The sequence below is a fragment of the Glaciimonas immobilis genome (assembly GCF_011947285.1).
GTDB classification, from domain to species: Bacteria; Pseudomonadota; Gammaproteobacteria; order Burkholderiales; family Burkholderiaceae_D; genus Glaciimonas; species Glaciimonas immobilis.
Genome location: NZ_JAAOZT010000007.1, coordinates 73,599 through 89,404, shown reverse-complemented (window position 1 = coordinate 89,404; position 15,806 = coordinate 73,599). Strand labels below are relative to the sequence as shown.

The 15,806-nt window shown below is 51.5% G+C and carries 16 protein-coding genes; 10 read left to right on the top strand and 6 right to left on the bottom strand.

Annotation, left to right across the window (positions count from 1 at the left end; translation table 11 throughout):
• Positions 1-19: 19 nt before the first annotated feature.
• The 6 genes from HAV38_RS21645 to mpl all read right to left on the bottom strand — a co-directional run bounded on the left by HAV38_RS21645 (position 20) and on the right by mpl (position 6,382).
• Positions 20-253, bottom strand: a complete 234-nt coding sequence (locus HAV38_RS21645; RefSeq protein ID WP_184013423.1) for a hypothetical protein — start codon at positions 251-253, stop codon at positions 20-22.
• A gap of 86 nt (positions 254-339) precedes the next feature.
• Positions 340-1,215: an energy transducer TonB family protein gene (locus HAV38_RS12120; protein ID WP_221313825.1), complete on the bottom strand. Its 876-nt coding sequence runs from the start codon at positions 1,213-1,215 to the stop codon at positions 340-342.
• A gap of 56 nt (positions 1,216-1,271) precedes the next feature.
• Positions 1,272-3,482: a ribonuclease catalytic domain-containing protein gene (locus HAV38_RS12115; protein ID WP_245182343.1), complete on the bottom strand. Its 2,211-nt coding sequence runs from the start codon at positions 3,480-3,482 to the stop codon at positions 1,272-1,274.
• A 220-nt stretch (positions 3,483-3,702) separates the two neighbouring features.
• Positions 3,703-4,269, bottom strand: a complete 567-nt coding sequence (locus tag HAV38_RS12110) for a chorismate--pyruvate lyase family protein (RefSeq protein ID WP_168055654.1) — start codon at positions 4,267-4,269, stop codon at positions 3,703-3,705.
• Entirely contained in the window at positions 4,269-4,862 is a 594-nt protein-coding gene (locus tag HAV38_RS12105) for a YqiA/YcfP family alpha/beta fold hydrolase (protein ID WP_168055653.1), read from the bottom strand. The genes HAV38_RS12110 and HAV38_RS12105 overlap by 1 nt, the downstream gene beginning before the upstream one ends.
• Entirely contained in the window at positions 4,859-6,382 is a 1,524-nt protein-coding gene (gene mpl, locus HAV38_RS12100; protein ID WP_168055652.1) for a UDP-N-acetylmuramate:L-alanyl-gamma-D-glutamyl-meso-diaminopimelate ligase, read from the bottom strand. Before mpl ends, HAV38_RS12105 begins: the two co-directional genes overlap by 4 nt.
• A 347-nt stretch (positions 6,383-6,729) precedes the next feature.
• Between mpl and HAV38_RS12095 the strand changes: the two genes are divergently transcribed.
• The 10 genes from HAV38_RS12095 to HAV38_RS12050 all read left to right on the top strand — a co-directional run bounded on the left by HAV38_RS12095 (position 6,730) and on the right by HAV38_RS12050 (position 15,625).
• Positions 6,730-7,398: a hypothetical protein gene (locus HAV38_RS12095; protein ID WP_168055651.1), complete on the top strand. Its 669-nt coding sequence runs from the start codon at positions 6,730-6,732 to the stop codon at positions 7,396-7,398.
• Positions 7,399-7,443: 45 nt separating this feature from the next.
• Entirely contained in the window at positions 7,444-7,971 is a 528-nt protein-coding gene (locus tag HAV38_RS12090) for a TlpA family protein disulfide reductase (protein ID WP_168055650.1), read from the top strand.
• 142 nt (positions 7,972-8,113) lie between these two features.
• On the top strand, positions 8,114-8,551 hold the full coding sequence (gene aroQ / locus HAV38_RS12085) for a type II 3-dehydroquinate dehydratase (protein WP_168055649.1): 438 nt from the start codon (positions 8,114-8,116) through the stop codon (positions 8,549-8,551).
• A 120-nt stretch (positions 8,552-8,671) separates the two neighbouring features.
• Positions 8,672-9,121 carry an acetyl-CoA carboxylase biotin carboxyl carrier protein gene (gene accB, locus HAV38_RS12080; RefSeq protein ID WP_168055648.1) on the top strand — a complete coding sequence of 150 codons (450 nt, stop codon included), beginning with the start codon at positions 8,672-8,674 and terminating at the stop codon, positions 9,119-9,121.
• A gap of 201 nt (positions 9,122-9,322) precedes the next feature.
• Positions 9,323-10,693: an acetyl-CoA carboxylase biotin carboxylase subunit gene (accC, locus tag HAV38_RS12075; protein ID WP_168055647.1), complete on the top strand. Its 1,371-nt coding sequence runs from the start codon at positions 9,323-9,325 to the stop codon at positions 10,691-10,693.
• A gap of 8 nt (positions 10,694-10,701) precedes the next feature.
• Positions 10,702-11,637 (top strand): 50S ribosomal protein L11 methyltransferase, encoded by a 936-nt coding sequence (gene prmA, locus HAV38_RS12070; RefSeq protein ID WP_168055646.1) that lies wholly within the window; start codon positions 10,702-10,704, stop codon positions 11,635-11,637.
• Between the two features lie 2 nt (positions 11,638-11,639).
• A complete protein-coding gene (locus HAV38_RS12065; RefSeq protein WP_168055645.1) occupies positions 11,640-13,193 on the top strand; it encodes a DUF3426 domain-containing protein in 1,554 nt (517 codons plus the stop codon).
• A gap of 184 nt (positions 13,194-13,377) precedes the next feature.
• Positions 13,378-14,319 carry a carbohydrate kinase family protein gene (locus HAV38_RS12060; protein ID WP_168055644.1) on the top strand — a complete coding sequence of 314 codons (942 nt, stop codon included), beginning with the start codon at positions 13,378-13,380 and terminating at the stop codon, positions 14,317-14,319.
• A gap of 234 nt (positions 14,320-14,553) precedes the next feature.
• Positions 14,554-14,877 (top strand): spore coat protein, encoded by a 324-nt coding sequence (locus tag HAV38_RS12055; RefSeq protein ID WP_184013424.1) that lies wholly within the window; start codon positions 14,554-14,556, stop codon positions 14,875-14,877.
• A gap of 208 nt (positions 14,878-15,085) precedes the next feature.
• Complete coding sequence (locus HAV38_RS12050) at positions 15,086-15,625, top strand: peroxiredoxin (protein ID WP_168055643.1); 540 nt, start codon at positions 15,086-15,088, stop codon at positions 15,623-15,625.
• Positions 15,626-15,806 lie beyond the last annotated feature (181 nt).

The window sequence follows — 15,806 nt, the reverse complement described above, 5'->3', positions numbered from 1 at the left end:
AAATACCAACTCGCTTCGCTCAAACATGTATTCCGACAATTCCCGACTGACAGCCGAAATAACCGGCAACGCCTATGACGGGGTAGGTCAACTGCCAATTCAACTTCAACTTCAACTTCAACTTCAACTTCAACTTCAACTTCAACTTCAACTTCAACTTCAACTTCAACTTCAACGGTAATTGCGCCTGCAACGGTAACCCCCAGCAACTATGAGTGCTTATGGTGGCTGATTTAGTTGGAACTGACGTCATCTACCTATTTATATAGTCAGGCGCACCTGGTTTGTAGTTATTTGAGGGAGATTCTTTGATAACAGGCTCGTCCCTTCATTATGTTATCAATCACTACTCGCACTGCGTAATTCTGTTTCGACTTGCCCGTCGTGAGAGAAAACTAGCGTCACAATGACTTCCCATACTTCGTCTGGGCCGCCGGAGCGCATGTTGTGAGGAAAACGGCTAAAAGGGGCTGCGTTTTCTACGATTTTTAACGCGGCGGCATCCAGGCCTGCGATGTTTGAACTTCGCTCAACTTGCAAACCCCCGTCTTTTTTATAGATGGTGCCATCCTGAAATATCGGGACGGATACGACTAATTTTCCGTACAGCTTACTCCCATTTTTATGCGGGAAATTCAGCGTACCCAAGCGTTCAACTTTATCAGCAAAGGCCTTGTAATACCGCGCATATCGCACACCGCGCGTGCTCGGTGTGATCTGAGTCTTCTTGGGTCGTCGATTATAGTCTTCAATATTTTTCGCGATTTCTGCTTCTTCCCGTCGTAAAGCGCGGGCTTCCGGGGTGAGATCGTTGCCTTCTGTTGGCGCTAACGCATCCTTCCACTGATCCAGAGGCTTAGCCTGCGGCACCGCAAACATCGCTTTTTTTTGCATTTGCGAGAGCATCTGTTGCTGCTTTTTTTCCAATTCTGCGATTCGTTTCTGCGCCGTGTTGAGACTGTCCCCGTCCAGAGTCTTATGCATATCCGGCAACGGCGACCTGGCACGGCCTGCGTCAGCATTGCCGCCGCCGTCCAAATTGACCTGTGCCAGCGCCTCAGCCTTTAACGGCTCGCTTTGATGCCGGGCATTGACCAGAATGACTTCCAGCGTCGGATCGGTCGGCTTGCGCCGGACCGGATCGGGCAACGTAAAGCGTACTGCCAGCAATGTGCCATGGATTAATAGCGAAATGCTCAGCGCAATAGTTAACATGCGATTTTGAGTAAATGATTTCACACGCAATTAGACTCGCCCATCGTCGCCAGCACTTATAGATTGATATTAATTGCAGCGCTATCCAGGCTATCGCCGATACCGTTGCCCTCCTCAACACTTGCGCCGGTGTGAGATACCCCATCAGTGCCACAGATTGCACCAAGGTCGGAGCTGATTGCGCCAATGCTGGCCTCCATCACTGCGCCGCTGACATTATCGAGTGCATCGAATCCATGGGCAGCACCACGCCCCGGGTCCGCCACTTGGGTAACATCGGCTTCATGCGAAAGGTCCATTGCCGCATCAAGCTCCTCTGAGACCTCGTCATCGCCTGTGGCGTCAATCTGCTCACCTTCTGTCGCTGGCGGCGTCAATACCTCCAGCAACCGTACTTCGAGACTCAGGTCGACTTCGTCCCAGCGAATTAAATCAAGTTTGACCGAGGCGCCACGGGCAACTTGCTGCATGCCAGGTAGTTTGATAACCAACGGTATCTCGGTGAGGCGCAATATCTCATCCTTGAGAACCACTGCTTCCACTTGTTTTGTTTGCTCCTGGCCTAACCAGCGAAGACACCAATAGCGCTCCATTGTTGACTGAAAATCGCCATATCCCGCATAAATCGCATCAAAAGCGGAAACAATCGCGAACAAGTCTGCATCGCGCTGCTTAAACGGTGCCACCAGCGGTGCCGCGACGCCGCCCTCTACACATGCCAAAATCTGCCATTGATTTACCAAGTCCGTATAACGACGCAACGGTGAGGTGCTCCATGCATATTGATCAACCCCAAGACCTTGATGGGGTGCGGCATGCGTCACCATGCGCACTTGCATTTTAGTCGCCCAGCCTCCGCTGCCGCCACCTTGCGCACGATAAATGCCGGGTACGCCGTGGTCATTCATCAGCTTGCCCCACGTACTATTAGCAAAAATCATTAGCTCGGCGACGATTTTATCGAGCGGCGCACCGCGTTTACGACGGGCGATAGTGACAATATCGTTTTCCACGTAGAAGTTAAAATCCACGCGATTATTTTGTTCGGGACGCAAACCAAAGCTTTCACGCTTGGCCATCCGGCCTTTTTCCAGCACCGATATCCATTGCCACAAGACCGCGATATCTGCTTTATGCGGATATTCGCCGTCACCGCTTGTCAGATGTTCTTCCGTGACCAGCATATCGAGCGTATTGTGGCGCAGATTAGCAGAAATCGGCACCAATTCGGCTTTGGTTTCGGTGCTGATCAAGCGCCAGTCGAGCGGGTCTAGCGTGGCATATAACGACAATGCAGGACAATTTTTGCCCTCGTCCAGAGAGAAAGCCTCCACCAGCGCGTCCGGCAGCATCGTGATTTTATCGCCTGGCATATACACCGTAGACATGCGATGACGCGCAATTGCATCGATTGCGTCATCACGTTTGACCGCCAGACCAGGCGCTGCGATATGGATACCGATACGTAGATTACCGTCCGGCAACGTCGTCACTGACAGCGCATCATCGATTTCTGTGGTCGTGACATCATCAATCGAAAACGCCCGCACATCGGCCAGTGGCAACGCAGCCACGCTCGGGATGGTGATTGCCGGAAAGCCGACACCTTTTGGAAAAAACTCAAACAAAAATTTGGAGAAATGCAGATCCTTAGGCGACGCGATGCCACCGACGGCCAGCATCAAACGCGCCGGAGTGGTCTGCAACGTTTGGCAAGCCGCGTCTAGCGCCTTGTACTCAATGCTGTTTTTGTCCGGCTTATAAAGGAGTTGTAAAGCCATGGGCTTCATGATCTCGGGCAACACATTAGCGACCAGTTGCGCAACGTATTGCGCCTGAACCACCGCTAACAACCGCTTCTTTTCAAGACCGGCCTGCGCCGCCCTCAGCGATATTTCGGGCGCGGCCTTGTACCGTCCCCGACCTTTTTTATAGAAATAAATGGGCGCCGAATGCAGACACATCAACAAGCCGGCAGCTTCGGCAGGAATGGGGGCGTGGCCAAAATACTCAACGCCGAGCTCGGCAAAGCCGAACTCTTCCTGACCTGCTACTTCCCATAGAAATTCGACGTCCACTTCGGCGGCGATTTTATGCGCATCATCCAATAAATCTTGCGGGGTTGGCGCGGTGTACTGTATCAACACGTCCTTGGCTTTGATCTTGCTGCGTTTCCCTGTTGGTAATTCAACCTGATACGCCTCGCCTTGTTGCGACAAAACAGACCCTGCTTTAAAGTCCCCGGATTCTTCAAAAAATAGATTCATTGATTACTTTACTTATAGATTCTGAGTATTGCGGTGATGACTACTTAAAAATTACCGCCTGCATTAACAATTTTAGGACTTAAGCAAAACCACCCCATCGGCATTGCGCTTTCGCTACGTCCAAGATGGCCCGGTATTAGTATACTGTCTTCGTCGGCAGGGTTAGCAAACCCGAGAATGGGATGACTTTACCTAAGTCCTGCATCGCTTTTGGACTGGTTTATTTCAATGATCGTTTCAATAATTCAATATCCGGAAAAAATACTTCTGTGACCAGCATCACACCACCTTTGCGCCGAAAGGTCGAACGTCGCGCAAACAATGGCATGGGAAATTTGCTGACGCCGGTCGCCACACACATCCGTCGCACTAATGGGTGATCTTGATACAAGCGGGCGTACTGCAGTTTCCCGCGCGCAACCAGCGGATCACCAAATAATGTGGTCCCCAACGAGCGCTCGCCCAGACTCCCAAAAAAAGGCCATTCAGACGTGGTCGAAGCCAACGATAGAACAGTATGACCCAAGACCATGGGACGTCCATCGCAAAATAGCAAAACGTCTCGTTCCTGCACTTTTTTTCTATCAGGCAATAAAATCGCTGTATGCTCATCAGCCAGACAGAGGGCACGGTGCTGGTGCAACCGCTGCACGCGAAACTGCGTGCTATGTGCTATTAACTTATAGGTCAATGAGGCACGATCAGTTAGCCAGCCGCGCATTCCAGCAGATGGATGGACGCCGTTCGGATGATCATGCCATTTGGCAAACATAGCAGAACGCGCCATCAGTGCCCACGCTGACGTATGCCGACTTTTACCCTGCAAAAAGTCAGGACAGCGTCAACATAGTCATCAAAGTTACTAATGCCGTGATCGCTGCCCTCTATGACCAATTGTTTAGCTAACGGATAGTGCGCCACCATTTCACGCCAGTCGAGTATCTCATCGCCCGTTGCCGCAATCAAAAAATAACGTTGCGGAGCGCTTATCTTATCAACCGTCAGCGCTTCCAGCTCCGCAATATACGCGCGCTTAAACTCAAATGGCGCGTCGGAGTGATATTGCGTATGCAGACCCACATATTTTTCCAGATCACGCGGCGGCTTGACCGCTGGATTGAGCAATACCGCCCGACATCCGGTTTTTTCGGCAAGCCAGGTGGCATAGAAGCCTCCAAGCGACGAACCGATAACCGTCAAGTCGGAGGGCGCGACACCCGCAATAAAAGTTTGCACGAGTTCCATTGCCTGACGTGGCGATGCTGGTAGTTGTGGGCAAACATATGTGCTCCCCAAACCCAAAGCTGCTAGTCGCTGGCCGACCAGCAGCGCTTTGCATGACAGCGGCGATGATCGAAAGCCGTGCAAATAAAGAATCATAATCTCGCCGGCCCTGCCCTCAGCGTCGGCGTAGCGCCCGGCAACGCGTCGACGAAACGCAGCGACAAAGCATCCAGTAGCTTTTGATGCACACCGCCGAAACCGCCATTGCTCATCACCAATATCTGATCGCCCGACTGCGCCGCCTGAACTACAGCGTGTACCAGTTGATCAAGTCCGTCGAAAGCGGCGGCGCGGTCGCCCAACGGCGACAAAGCCTCGCTTAAATCCCAACCGAGCGCTTCTTGACCGCCTTTGTTGCCGTAGCCGAAAACCAAATCGGCCTCGTTCAGGCTGTCGGGCAATGCGTCTTTCATGGCACCCAGTTTCATTGTATTGGACCGGGGTTCCAATACCGCCAGAATCCGTGCAGGGCCGGTCTTCTCGGTACCAATCTTCGCGTTATCAATTTTTCTGCGCACACCTGCAATCGTGGTCGCGATAGCGGTGGGGTGATGCGCGAAATCGTCATAAACTGAAATCTGGTTAACCGTGCCGCGCAGTTCCATCCTGCGCTTAACGTTTTCAAACCTCGCGAGTGAAGCGACCGCCTGCGCCGCTGGCACACCGACATGGCGCGCTGCTGCAATGGCGGCGAGGGCATTCATGCGATTATGCTCGCCGGTCAGCGACCAGTTTACGGTACCTTGATTATCGCCATTAAAAAAAACAGCGAAGTTGCCATCAGCGTGCGTCTTCAACGACCACCCCTGCTGATCTGCCGCAAGGTCAGTGACCTGCGTACCCGCTTGAGCGGACGGCCCGGCATTGAGTCCAAATAGTTCCGTTTCACTCCAGCATCCGCGTGCCAACACGCGCTGCAATGCTGGCTCGCGGGCATTCACTACTAACCGGCCGATACCCGGAACCGTGCGGACCAGATGATGAAACTGCGTTTCAATGGCGCCTAGGTCCGGGAAGATATCCGCGTGATCGTATTCCAGATTGTTGAGGATCGCAGTTTTAGCGTGGTAATGGACGAACTTGCTGCGTTTATCAAAAAACGCCGTGTCGTATTCGTCGGCCTCAATCACGAAAAAAGGCGATGCGGACGCTTGGCTTTCTCTGTCCGCCAATCGGGCGGAAATACCGAAATTCATTGGGACGCCGCCAATCAGGAACCCAGGATGGTAGCCAGCATCCTCCAAAATCCAGGTCAACATCGCCGCCGTAGTGGTTTTCCCGTGCGTGCCCGCCACCGCCAGCACCCATTTATCAGCCAGTATATGTTCGCCCATCCATTGCGGCCCTGAGGTGTAAGCCAAACCTTTATTCAAAATCTCTTCCATCAGCGGATTACCCCGGGAGACAACGTTGCCAACGACAAACAAGTCGGGAGCCAGTGCAACTTGTTCCGCGCCAAAGCCCTGAGTCAGGCTTATCCCCTGCGCTTCCAGCTGCGTACTCATAGGAGGATAAACATTAGCGTCGCAACCAGTGACCTGGTGACCGGCCTGTTTTGCCAGGACCGCCAAACCGCCCATAAAGGTGCCGCAAATACCCAGGATGTGGATGTGCATTCTAAAGTGTCAACATTCGTAAAAATAAGATTAATGAATTTTACCTGACGCGCTCGCATCAACGTCAAAGTTGGCAGCGTATTTATGCATTTGCGATTAGGATTAGGTTTATTGATGCTCTTTGCCGCTGCAAAATGGTCCGGAAATAGATTCGCGATAAAGCGTTTGGCGACACCATTTCCATCGAATGCGCGGCCATATCCGGCTTTTGGTGGCTTTTTGCTTTACCGCTGCTGGTACTTACCCTGTGTAATAGGTACACGATGAGGTCTCGTCACGTAGCATCCTGAATCAGATAAAGTTATATGGCCTTACGCCACCTTATCAATCACCTCAAGTTACCGATTATGCCTAACAAACCTCTCCCTTTAGTCGATCAGTTGCGGTCGGAGATCGCAGCTGCCGCGGCACGCATGATTGCCGAGGACGGTGCTGATTACGGATCGGCAAAAAGAAAAGCTGCACAAAAAATTCTCGGCGAGGGTCGTAAAAGCAGTGATTTTATGCCAACCAATGACCAGCTGTTGACAGAAGTCCGCAGATACAATGCATTATTCTTTGCCGACACGCAACCTGCGCGGCTGATTCACCTGCGCAAGATTGCCACTGAGATGATGGAGGAGTTGACAATGTTCCGTCCCTATTTAACCGGTGCTGTCGCTAACGGCACGGCGGGCGAACACAGCGAGATTCATCTGCAATTATTTATAGATAGTCCCAAGGATGTCGAAATATTCTTGCTCAATAAGAATGTTCCGTTCTCCGTTACCGAAAGTGAAAGCGCTAATCGTTCGGAAAAGCGGTCTCGCGGTCGCTCCGGGTCTGAACCTTTAGAAATCCTTCATTACATTTATAAAAATGAAGGTATACATCTGATCCTATATGAAATTGCCGGCTTACGAGTTAGTATCAAACCAAGCAAATTGCATTTTGACGGGAGCGAGCGCCTGGATCTGGCCGCTGTGCAGCTGCTGATTGAGGAATCGCAAAATGTTGCAACAATACGAGTTACATAATTAACAACAAATGATATTAATATTAAAAGCAGAACAAATTAACGAATGAAAAACAAATTATTCATATATGTGCCGATTGCGATCTTATTTTGCGTGATTGGCGTCTATTTTAATCTTCAGCGACTAACCCCCTCCGCCCCCAAAACACCAGCCGTTGCCAATTTGTTTGCACGGCAGATGGTCGAAGCGACCGGAAAACCCGAAGATATTTCCCACTGGAGAGGCAAGCCGCTGATCGTTAATTTCTGGGCAACGTGGTGTGGGCCGTGCGTTGAAGAGATGCCGGAATTAAACGCTTTGCGCTCGGAACTGATCAAAAAAGATATTCATATCATCGGCGTAGGCATTGATTCGCAAGATGCTATCGCGAAGTTTGCTGAAAAATACAAGATTACCTATCCCCTCTACGTGGCAGGGACAGATGGCACGTCGCTACTCGCGCAGTTTGGTAACGGCGCGGGAGGGCTGCCTTTCACTGTCCTCATAGGCACAGACGGCCAAGTCAAAAAGACCTATCTTGGCAGCATAAAGTTTGACGAATTGCGCAAAGACTTATCCTTATTGCAACCATAAATAACGGTTGATTTGATTTTTTTGTGTTCGTGAATGCGTAAATTTAAGTTGATAAATATTTAACATAATTAAATTCCGCTTGCTAGTTAAACGCATTTGACCGCAAAATGCGCTCATCGTCGTCAAACGCAGTCCCATCTCCATGGCAAAAAACATACTTCTTCTCAATGGCCCTAACCTGAATCTACTGGGCACACGCGAACCAGAAGTCTACGGATCAATCACGCTGGCGGACGTCGTGCTGGTAGCAGAAACGCAAGCGGAACAGGCGGGTGTACGCTTGTCGCATTTTCAGAGTAATCATGAAGGTGCGCTAATTGATCGCATCCATGCAGCCAAAGCCGAAGGGGTGGATGCCATTGTTATTAACCCCGGTGGCTTGACCCATACGAGCGTGGCATTGCGCGATGCACTAGCTGGTGTGGCAATTCGTTTTGTGGAAATACATATTTCTAATGTTCACCAGCGGGAAGAGTTTCGGCATCATTCCTATTTGTCCGGTATCGCCGTTGGGGTTATTTGTGGTTTGGGCATTGACGGTTATAGCGCTGCAATCGGATTTGCAATTGCACGGTTGTAGCCTATCTACATTTTCATCTACGACAAAGCGTTTTGATCTGCCTGCTAAAAACAAGAACGGCAGCTATTTTCATTCATAATCAATTTATTTTTAAAAACATACACACTGAAGGATGGCATTATGGATTTGAGAAAACTCAAAACGTTAATCGATCTGGTCGCCGAATCGGATATTGAAGAGCTAGAAGTCACCGAGGGCGAAAGCAAGGTGCGGATCGTTAAGTCGTCGCACAACAATCAGGTCATGATGATGCAGCCTCAGATCGCACACCAACCGATGCAGCCTCAGTACGCTGCGCCGGTAGCGGCGCCAGTTGAGGCTCCGGCAGTGCCAGAGGGGCATATCGTCAAGTCGCCGATGGTCGGCACCTTCTATCGTTCGTCGGCGCCGGGCGCTGCAGTGTTTGTAGAAGTCGGTTCAGCGATCAAGGAAGGCGAAACCCTGTGCATTATTGAAGCAATGAAGTTACTTAATGAAATCGAAGCTGACGTCACTGGCATAGTGAAAAAAATTCTGGTGGAAAATGGCCAACCGGTCGAATTCGGCCAACCTTTGTTTATCATCGGTTAAATCGATCCCAACGTAGAGTTATTCGGTGGGGCCGCATAACTCTCGGACGGCATAACAGGAGCAGGTCGGCGTATACGTATTGGATGTATTCAATCCGCTCAGTCACCTCCTTATGTGCTGTCCCAACGCTTAAGAACGCTTAATTCCCCCGCTTCTTCCCGGAATTAACGTTTTCATCTTAGCCACGGAACACCATTTACTATGTTTGAAAAAATTCTGATCGCCAATCGCGGCGAAATTGCTCTGCGAATCCAACGCGCATGTCGCGAAATGGGCATTAAAACCGTGGTAGTCCACTCAGAAGCTGACCGCGACGCCAAATACGTCAAACTGGCCGATGAATCGGTCTGTATCGGCCCTGCACCGTCCAGCCTCAGTTATTTGAATATGCCCGCGATTATCAGTGCCGCAGAGGTCACTGACGCTGAGGCGATTCATCCAGGCTATGGTTTTCTGTCCGAAAACGCTGATTTTGCCGAGCGCGTTGAGCAATCCGGCTTTGTATTTATCGGGCCGCGCCCCGCCAACATTCGCTTGATGGGCGATAAAGTCTCGGCCAAGCAAGCGATGATCCGCGCTGGCGTGCCGTGCGTTCCCGGCTCGGAAGGTGCGTTGCCAGACGATCCGAAGGAAGTCATCAAGATTGCCCGTAAAGTCGGTTACCCGATCATCATCAAAGCATCTGGCGGTGGTGGCGGACGCGGTATGCGCGTCGTCCACACTGAAGCCGCGTTAGCTAACGCGGTAACGATGACCAAGACTGAAGCTGGTGCGGCATTCGGCAATCCCGAGGTATACATGGAAAAATATCTGGAAAACCCACGTCACGTGGAAATCCAAATTTTGGCCGATCAGTACAAAAACGCTATCTGGCTAGGCGAGCGCGATTGCTCCATGCAGCGCCGCCATCAAAAGGTCATTGAAGAAGCGCCAGCACCGGGCATCCCGCGCAAGATAGTAGAAAAAATCGGCGATCGTTGCGCGGAAGCCTGCCGCAAAATGGATTATCGCGGCGCGGGTACGTTTGAATTCTTGTATGAAAACGGCGAATTCTATTTCATTGAAATGAACACCCGCGTGCAGGTTGAGCATCCGATCACAGAGATGATCACCGGTGTCGACATCGTGCAAGAGCAAATTCATATCGCTGCCGGTGAAAAACTGCGTTATCGCCAACGCGATATCCACCTGACCGGCCACTCGATTGAGTGTCGAATTAATGCAGAAGATCCATTTAAATTTACGCCATCGCCGGGTAAAATCCTGTCATGGCATGCACCGGGCGGTCCCGGGATTCGTGTCGATTCGCATGCTTACGCCGGTTATTACGTGCCGCCGCATTATGATTCAATGATCGGCAAGGTCATTTCATACGGCACCACGCGCGAGCAAGCCATTAAACGGATGCAGATTGCATTGTCCGAGATGGTGGTTGAAGGTATTAGCACCAACATTCCGCTTCATCGTGAGCTGATGATTGATGCACGCTTTATTGAAGGCGGTACTAACATCCATTATCTGGAACACAAACTGGCTGAACGGCCAGATGTACCAAAACCGGAAAAGAAGTAAGGCGACCCATGAGCTGGACCGAAATTGTTATAGAAGTCGCGCGCAGCCACGCTGAAGCGTTGTCCGACGCATTGATGGAAGCTGGCGCGCTATCGGTCTCGGTAGAAGATGCGGATGAAGGCACCGCTGCCGAACAACCATTGTTCGGCGAACCCGGCATGGAGCCTGAAGAGACTGCCTGGGAAAGGAGCCGCGTCGTCGCATTAAGTGATGTCGACGCCGATCACACTGCGATTGTCAGCAATGCCGCGCTGGCTTGCGGTTTACCCGGAGCACCTGCGTACACGCTGCGCTCGGTTGGAGACCAGGACTGGGTGCGTTTGACGCAATCACAGTTTGCACCGATCCATATCGGCAAAAATATCTGGGTCGTCCCGAGCTGGCATGATGCGCCTGACGCCGATGGCCTGATTCTTGAGCTTGATCCCGGTCTGGCATTTGGCACGGGCAGCCATCCGACTACACGTTTATGCATGGAATGGCTGGAAGTCCATCTTGGTGAGCATGAGGTCGAGTCTGTACTCGATTACGGCTGCGGCTCGGGGATTTTGGCGATGGTTGCCAAAAAACTCGGCGCAACCAATGTTATCGGCGTCGATATCGATCCTCAGGCAATTGTCAGCGCTGGCGAAAACAGCGCCCGCAATCATTGTCAAATTGACTATTATTTGCCCGAGGATTTCAATAACCATTGCGGATTAGCTACTTACAACATTGTCGTTGCGAATATTTTGTCCGGACCGCTGAGAATAATGGCGTCGATGCTGTGCGCGCGCATTGCTGCGGGCGGCAGCCTGACGTTATCTGGCATTTTGGCAGAACAGGCGCAGGACGTCATTGCGGCGTACGCACCATGGATAGCTCTGGCAGTGTGGCGCGAGCAGGATGGTTGGGTCGCGTTGTCGGGCGCGCTGCCAGCTGTAACGGTCGGACTGCATAAATAATCATGGCGCTGGCGACGCAATGCCCCTTTTGTCAAACCACTTTTCGGGTCGCTAACGACCAACTGAAATTGCGAGCCGGTCTGGTCCGATGCGGATCATGTCGGGAAGTCTTCAATGGCATCGAAAATCTGGTGAGACCGGGTCAGGCAGCGACAGACGGCAGCCATGGTAGCGCGGTGGCTGTACCTTTAGGGCAGAATGAGGCGGTTGCTCCTGTAGCACCCACATTTAAAAACGTTGCGCCGCACTTAGCTGCCGCAACAATGCTCCCCGGAACGCTGCCGTTACCGAGCAACCCGTTAGGACCCGACACACAGTTGCGCCCTCCAGAAGCGCCAGCTGAACATCGCCCAGCCTCTCCGGCAGCACCTTTATTTACACCCCGCTTGTCCTCACTACCGCCTTCGGCAAGTGCGCCGTTGCCACCTGTTTATAGGACGCCATCTGTGTCATCGATGACACAGATGACACCATTGCTACCTGATGCAGCACCGGTGGCACCGATTGCGCTGGTGCCGAAGGCAGAAAGTATTCGCTCCGTTAGCCCAACAAAGGCGATCGAAGTGGCACCTCCGCAGTCCGCTGCCGGACGCATCGCCCCGCACCTCAATACAGCGCGGCGCGAACCTACGATTGCCTACAGTCTCCCGACAACAAGCGGGTTGAAGTCGCCGAATGTCTGGCAACGCTTGAATACCCACGACGCTGGGGGTGGCAACGTAGAGATCGACAATGACAAGGGCGCACCAAATGTCCCTCCCATCGGTAGTAATCTCAATGATGCAGACCCGTTGCAACGAATGACATTATTTCAGGTCGCGTCAACAGAATCGCTGGGGGATGGAACGTCGGGCGGCGAGGACGATGAGCTGGATCGGCTTATCGATGAATTACAAAACAGGCAATGGAAGGGGACCAAAAAAGCTGCGCCGGAACCCAGTCCAGAGAAAGCAGTAGAAAGTAATTTTGTCGGTGATCGTCGTGGATATGATCGCTCCGCGACGGACACCACGGAAGACGCTGTCAACGCAGAACCACGGTTTATGCGGCAAGCCCAGCACCAACAACGTCTCGGCGGTGCCATCCGACTGGCCATGTGGATCGGCAGCATCGTGTTTGCAATTGCCCTGCTTGCTCAGGCGGGTTATCTGTATCGCGATCATTTGGCGGCCAGCGTACCTCTGCTCAAACCTCTGTTACAGCGCGTATGTAGCAAGCTTGGCTGTCAGATAGGTTTACCGACCAATATCGATGGGCTGTCAATTGAGTCCAACGAGCTTCAGTTAATTGACCCTGCACGCAATCTGTTTGCGCTAACGGTTCTGATGCGTAACCGCAGTAGCACTGTCCAGGCATGGCCTACGATTGAACTCACGCTGAACGATGGTAGCGAAAAAGCGATTGCGCGGCGCGCCTTCCCACCGGCGGAATATCTGCCAGTCGGCACCGATGGCGCAGAAGGATTTCGCCGCAATACTGAGCAGCCAGTGAAACTGACGTTCGAACTGTTACAGTTAAAGGCATCTGGCTATCGCGTTTATTTATTTTATCCATAATCTACTGCGTGCTATAGATGACCGAATGATCGCAGGATTTCCAACACGTTCCGCTCTTCAGTCTGCGCATAGCGCGTCGATAGCTGATTTAATACAAACATTACAAACGTCCCTTACAACGAGGTTTTCAACCACTTTTGCTGTCCGGTTGACCATCGATTTCTTTCCATCCTAAAAATCCTATATGACTTCACTCATTTCCGGCTCCTTAGCTTACGACGTCATCATGCAATATCCTGGTCGGTTCGCCGACGCCTTGCTGCCTGAACAGTTGCACAAAATCAACGTGTCCTTTCTGGTCCCCACCATGCGCCGCGATTTTGGCGGATGTGCTGGCAATATTGCCTACAATCTAAAATTGTTAGGCGGCGAACCGCTGATCATGGCGACAGTCGGAAACGATGCGGGTCCTTATTTAGAGCGCTTAAAACAGCTAGATATCTCTTGCGCGGGGATTCGTACCATTGATTCTATCTACACTGCGCAATGCTTCATCACCACCGATGCGGGCAATAATCAAATTACCGCCTTCCATCCCGGCGCAATGACCTATTCGCACGAGGTAACGGTAGCTGATTTAAGTAGTCAGAACCCGGTCAAGTTGGCCATCGTGGCACCAGATGGACGCGACGGGATGTTACAACATGCCGAGCATGCGGTGTCGTGCGGTATACCTTTGATATTCGATCCGGGTCAAGGTTTGCCCATGTTTGATGGGCCGGAGTTGCGTCATTTCATTGATTTGGCAACTTACATTGCCGTGAATGACTACGAAGCCGAACTGCTCACGTCCCGCACCGGCCTGACCTTGTCTCAAATCGCCGAACAGGTGACGGCCCTGATAGTAACGCGAGGCGAATTGGGCGCAGATATCTTTACCGGCGCGGACATGGTCACGATTCCATGCGTGAAGGCAGAACGGCTATTGGACCCTACTGGTTGCGGCGATGCCTTCCGCGCAGGCCTGTTATATGGACTCAGCAATGGCATGGACTGGCTCACCACCGGTCGTTTGTCCAACTTGATGGGTAGCATCAAGATTGCCGATCAAGGGCCGCAAAACCATGCGCCCACTAAAACCGAAATCGAGGATCGGTTCCACTTGGCATTTGGTTACCAATTGTAAAACTTGGGTCGAGATTTAATGGCACGTAAGTCGTAAGAAATCCGGCCCAACTATTTTAGAGACCCGTATGTGACGCGATAGTCGTCATTTAGCGTAACTACGCCACTTTTATCCCTGTCATAGTCTTCTCATAACAGGCTATTTTGGCGCTTCGCTAAAAGTTAACGCCTGAACTTCGGCGTGTGCAATGCATCTGATCTTGTAGAACAAAATGAAAACAAGGATGCAAAGGTCATGAAAAAAATTCTTTTGACAGGTGCTTTAGGCGCGATGCTAGTACTTGGGGGGTGCGTTGCAGTTCCATATGACGGCTATGGCAATTATGGCAACTATGGCTATGGCGCCGGTAATTATGCTCCCTATGGCAGCGTCGATGGCGCTTATGTTGCCGCAGCGCCAGTCTACGTGGCACCCTCAGTTTCACTCGGTTTTGGCTATTCTAATTATGGTCACAGCCCTTATGGCTGGGGCGGGGGGCACGGCGGTGGATGGGGTCACGGACGAGGTGGCGGTGGCGGCTTTGGCGGTCACGGCGGTGGTCATCATGGGTGGCACTGACCGTGCCATTGCGCATCCCATGAAAGCCGCTATCCTAAGTTAACAACTTCAGGGTCGCACCGCGGCCCCTCACTTATTCACTTGCGTCACGCGGCCGAGCAGTTGAAGAGAACACCAGCAAAATCCAATCAAAAAGAAATGGTATAGTCATCCAGCCTAAGCCGCTAGGCTTCGCCATGGCTATTGCCAAATAACTAAAGGAAAAGACATGAAACGATGGATCGCTGGAATCGTAATGTGTGCGACAGTAGCGGCGCCCGCGTTTGCGGCGCTAAAGGCCGGGGACAAGGCACCTGATTTTTCTACTCAGGCGTCATTAGGGGGAAAAGTATTCACCTACTCTTTGTCCACTGAATTAAAAAAAGGCCCTGTGGTTGTGTATTTCTATCCTGCTGCATTTAGCAAAGGCTGCACCATTGAAGCGCATTTGTTTGCCGACGCGACCGACAAATACAAAGCGCTTGGGGCCACCGTAGTCGGCGTATCCAATGACAGTATAGATACCTTAAATAAGTTTTCTCTCAGCGAATGCCGCAGTAAGTTTGCAGTCGCCGCCGACACCACACAAAGCATTATGAAATCCTACGATTCGGTGCTGCTATCGCGGACGAACTACGCAGACAGGGTGTCGTATGTTATTGCGCCAAACGGCAATATTCTCTATGAATATAGCAGTCTAAGCCCTGAAAAGCATGTCGAAAACACCTTACAGGCTCTCCAGCAATGGGTGGCAACCAATAAGAAGTAACAAAAGTACAGCATTAGGCACGACAGTAAAGTCTTCAAACTAAGAAAGCGCGCTTAAGATCAACTTAAGCGCGCTTTTTTTACGGTCATGAGCCATTCCGGCCTTGATTCTTTCGCCTTACCTGGTAATTAGCCTCACGTAGTTATTTACTCACATGGCGAAATGCGGTCGTAATATTAAA